Source organism: Legionella sp. km772, from assembly GCF_003989735.1.
In the GTDB taxonomy this organism is placed as follows: domain Bacteria; phylum Pseudomonadota; class Gammaproteobacteria; order Legionellales; family Legionellaceae; genus Legionella.
Genome location: NZ_RZGQ01000205.1, coordinates 1 through 4,500 on the forward strand (window position 1 = coordinate 1; position 4,500 = coordinate 4,500).

Genomic DNA, 4,500 nt, shown 5'->3' on the forward strand with positions numbered 1-4,500 from the left:
CAATTAACTAAAAATCAGATGAAAAGGCAATCTATTAAGCGGCTCAGAAAAAATGCTGGATGGGATGATTCTATTTTAACCACTATCTTATCTCAAAATTTTTCATGAGGTGACCCTGCATGCTGGTAAAGATATTCAAAGAGCAGCAAGTTAGAAAATGGGCAGGTTGGGTTAATAACCCAACCGATTCATAATTATTGAATAACACCACAGGCTTCCCGGGCTCCGCCACCACCAAGAGGTGGGTTGTCGCTATAATTATCGCCATTGGCATGTACCATAACCGTTAAACCTTTTAAATCGCTTAGTTTTAACCGTGGGGCTAAAATAGGCGTAGTCGCTTTTCCATCCGCACTTACATAAAGCACTGGTAAATCACCTAAATGGCCTTTGCCATAAGGTCCTTGATGACTGTTCGTCTGTTGGGGATCAAAATGGCCTCCAGCATCATTTCCATGATCACCGCAATTAGGATGTTGATGTAAATGTAGGCCATGTAAGCCGGGCGGTAACTCGCTGAGCTTGGGTGTAATAAGAAGCCCATAAGCTGATTCTGAAAAATGTACAGTACCTAGCGCTTTTTGATTCTTGGTATCGTTAATAGTAGCGCTTAATTCGGCCGCTTGGCTTGCACTAAGGGCCACTAGACAAGCTAATAAGAGAATTGTTTTTTTTAACATTTTTCATCCTTCAATGAGTTAATCCAATTTTATAACATTGTACGACAACAGCCAAAAAAACGGTATGCTAATTAAAAATAACCAGTCCACGGCAGTTTTATTTTCTTAATTTTGTGTTAAAATTATGTCCTTTTTGACTAAGGAGATACCCAATGCAAGCTTTTAAAGTGAATTGCGTTTTGATTAGTTCTATCTTGCTTTGGGCTTCTGCTTTTGTTGGAATTAAATTGGCTTTGCTCAGTTATACCCCAGGTTCACTTGCCCTGTTACGCTTTTTAATAGCCTCCTTTTGCATGGCTATCCTTTATAAAAATCAAACTAATGAACCAAGGATGCCTTGGCGCGAACGTATCCAATTAATGATCGTGGGTATGGCCGGGATTGGCATTTATAATATCTGTTTAAATTATGGGGAATTAAGTGTTTCTGCTGGCATTGCCAGTTTTATAATTGGTTTGATGCCTATTTTTACGGTTTTATTATCTTTAATCTTTTTACGCGAACGAATGAACCTAGGGACTTGGGCGGGAATTTTTTTTAGTATGCTAGGTTTGTCTTTGCTTTCCTTAGGGGAAGACAGCCAAGAAGGCGTGACTCAAGGTATTTTATTTATTTTGATTTCCTCTTTAGTCGGCGCTATTCAAACTATCATGAAAAAGCGGTTTTTAAAAAAGTACAGTTCTATCCGGGTAATTTCTTGGGTGATCTGGGGAGGCACCGTATTATTGCTCATCTATCTGCCCAGTTTAATTAATGAATTGCCTCATGCCAGTTATCAGTCTACTGCGGTGGTGATTTATATGGGTATTTTTCCTGCGGCCGTAGCCTATTCAGCATGGACTTATGTATTGAAGAAAATACCAGCTGCTAAGGCCTCAACCAGTTTGTACACCCTTCCTTTTGCTTCAACTCTTTTAGGTTATTTTTTCTTAGCGGAACAACCCTCAACCCTCTCTTTAATAGGAGGGGCTATCGCCTTATTCGGCGCCATCATTGCCCATCACTTTCAAAACAAAATACTGCTTAGTACTGAAATTGACAAAAAAGTGGTTGCTGTATAACGAGTTGGGTTTATACTTTCTCTAGTATTTTAATTACTTAGAGAGTACTCATGGATTTGAGCATTGTTAATAGTTCTTTTAATTCGTTGTTTAAACCCCTTGATTTAGGCTTCACCCAACTCAAAAACCGCATCCTGATGGGCTCTATGCATACAGGCTTAGAGGAAGATAAAAGTTTAGAGCGCTTAGCTCAATTTTATCGTGAACGTGCGCAAGGTGGGGTAGGTCTAATGGTTACCGGGGGCTTTGCTCCTAATCGTGCTGGTCGTCTTGCTCCTTTTGCTGCTAAGTTAACCAATAGTAAAGAACAGCAGAAGCATGAAGTAATAACCCACGCAGTCCATGAGTCCGGTGGGAAAATTGCGCTACAAATCTTACATGCTGGCCGTTATGGCTATCACCCCTTCATCGTGGCGCCAAGTGCAATTAAATCGCCTATTAGCCCTTTTAAACCTTGGGCTATGAGCCAAACCCGCATTAAAAAAACAATTGAACATTTTGCTCGTTGCGCCCGCTTAGCCAAAGCTGCAGGTTATGATGGTGTGGAAATCATGGGCAGCGAGGGCTACCTAATCAATCAATTTATTGTTGCGCATACCAATCAACGTAGTGATGAATGGGGCGGTACCTATGAACGACGTATTCGTTTTCCGCTAGAAATTATTCGCCGGGTAAGAGAGGTCGTAGGCGAGCATTTTATTATTATTTATCGATTATCCATGTTAGATTTAATCGCCAAAGGTAGCAGCTGGGAAGAAATTCTTATTCTAGCTAAGGCGGTAGAGGAAGCTGGGGCAACGATTATAAATACTGGAATTGGTTGGCATGAGGCGCGTATTCCGACGATTGCTACTATGGTTCCTGCAGCTGTATTCACGCCTGTAACCCACCATTTGAAAAAAGAGGTGAGTATTCCGGTTATTACCTCGAATCGAATTAATACACCTGAGTTAGCCAATCAATTAATTGAATCTGGAATTGCTGATATGGTTTCTATGGCCAGGCCTTTTTTAGCTGATCCGCAATTTGTAGCAAAAGCTAAACGTGGAGAGTCTGAGGCAATTAATGTCTGTATCGCCTGTAACCAAGCCTGTTTAGATAGAGTATTTGTTAATAAAACAGCATCTTGTCTGGTAAATCCGCGCGCGTGCAATGAAACAGAATTGATTTATGAAGCAACCGATAAGCCAAAGAATATAGCTGTGGTAGGTTCAGGTCCTGCAGGCCTTGCTTTTGCGAGCTTAGCGGCCGAGCGGGGCCATAGAGTCAGTTTGTTCGAAAAAGGTGAGCAACTCGGTGGTCAGTTTAATTTAGCCAAACGAATTCCTGGTAAAGGGGAGTTTCAACACACCTTAAATTATTTTAACTATCAGTTGAATAAGCATAAGGTTAAAGTGCATTTGAACACGCAAGCCACCGTCGATTCTTTAGCTGGTTTTGACGAAGTTATTTTAGCAACAGGGATAAAACCACGACGGCCTAACATTCCAGGTATTGAGCATGAAAAAGTGGTTAGCTATATTGAGGTGCTTACTGGCAAGAAACAAGTCGGTGAGCGGGTTGCCATTATTGGTGCAGGTGGAATTGGTTTCGATGTGGCTGAGTTTCTCACGACCTCACCTCAAATTGAGGCAGATGAATTTTATAATGAATGGGGAATTGATATTAATGGTGAACACCGCGGCGGCTTAAAATCACCAGCAATCCCACCTAGTCCTCGCCAGGTTTATTTGCTCCAAAGAAAAAAAGAAAAATTAGGACAGCGCTTAGGGAAAACAACAGGTTGGATACACCGTTTAAGTCTTAAACACAAGCAGGTGAAAATGCTTGCCGGGGTAAGCTATGATCTTATTGATGATGCAGGTTTACATATTACCGTCCAGGAAAAATCTGAAGTACTGCCGGTGGACACAGTGGTAATTTGTGCTGGCCAAACAGAACTTAATGATTTATTTGCTCCTCTAAAAGCCTTAGGCAAATCAGTGCATTTAGTGGGGGGGGCTTATAAAGCCTTGGAATTAGACGCTCGGCATGCAATTGATCAGGCTACTCGATTAGCCGCCTTAATTTAGCATGGATGATCTTAAACATCCCCATGTATAACCGTTGCTAAGCATCAATCGATAAGGCCACTAAGAAAGTAGAACCTGCCGACTATGCGAGGAGCATTGTGGCGCGGGCCCATTTATTTATGTCCTTTTACTATAACTTGGCCATTAAAGCCATTGACTGGAAAGAGCAAGGGGATTGAGAGCAGCAAGCTTGATTACATCAATTGGACCTTAGGCTATTTTACGAGGGCCATCGGATATTGAATGATTGTGGGGTAGCGCTTATTCGCATCTATGGGCGCCGGGTGTGTTTGATGGGCTCAAAGCAAAGGTGCACAAAAAGGACCTTCTTATTAGTGCGTTTATTGCACCTTAAAAAAAGTCTTAAAAAGTATTCTTCAATACTATTTTTTTCTTTTTTATTTGGTTATTATTGTCGAGCTTCATTCTACCCATCCAAATGCCGCTGTGGATAATTGTCACTAGCTACAACCCTCAAAACACTAAACAATAAATCAAATGACGCAAAACCCCTTGTGCTTATTGATTTATTGTGATTTTTTCCACTCAAACTATAAGCCAAGATAGTCACTGTCGCGTAATGTTTGGGGCAAGTTTGAGGAATAAAAATTGAAGGAATTTTTTTGATTTTCAATCAGTAACAAAGTATCATAATTTGAAATAGTTTTTCAATATTAAATAACATAT

The 4,500-nt window shown here is 40.8% G+C and carries 3 protein-coding genes; 2 read left to right on the forward strand and 1 reads right to left on the reverse strand.

The window, feature by feature from the left end:
* Positions 1 to 194: 194 nt before the first annotated feature.
* Positions 195 to 680, reverse strand: a complete 486-nt coding sequence (locus tag ELY15_RS13695) for a superoxide dismutase family protein (protein ID WP_127100985.1) — start codon at positions 678 to 680, stop codon at positions 195 to 197.
* A 152-nt stretch (positions 681 to 832) separates the two neighbouring features.
* Between ELY15_RS13695 and ELY15_RS13700 the strand changes: the two genes are divergently transcribed.
* Together ELY15_RS13700 and ELY15_RS13705 are read left to right on the forward strand one after the other, a co-directional pair.
* Complete coding sequence (locus tag ELY15_RS13700) at positions 833 to 1,741, forward strand: DMT family transporter (protein ID WP_127100987.1); 909 nt, start codon at positions 833 to 835, stop codon at positions 1,739 to 1,741.
* 50 nt (positions 1,742 to 1,791) lie between these two features.
* Complete coding sequence (locus tag ELY15_RS13705) at positions 1,792 to 3,813, forward strand: NADPH-dependent 2,4-dienoyl-CoA reductase (RefSeq protein WP_127100989.1); 2,022 nt, start codon at positions 1,792 to 1,794, stop codon at positions 3,811 to 3,813.
* Positions 3,814 to 4,500 lie beyond the last annotated feature (687 nt).

Bases quoted from the DNA above. Each gene is read 5' to 3' on its own strand.
- ELY15_RS13695 (WP_127100985.1), bottom strand. From the start codon at position 680: ATGTTAAAAAAAACAATTCTCTTATTAGCTTGTCTAGTGGCCCTTAGT.
- ELY15_RS13700 (WP_127100987.1), top strand. From the start codon at position 833: ATGCAAGCTTTTAAAGTGAATTGCGTTTTGATTAGTTCTATCTTGCTT.
- ELY15_RS13705 (WP_127100989.1), top strand. From the start codon at position 1,792: ATGGATTTGAGCATTGTTAATAGTTCTTTTAATTCGTTGTTTAAACCC.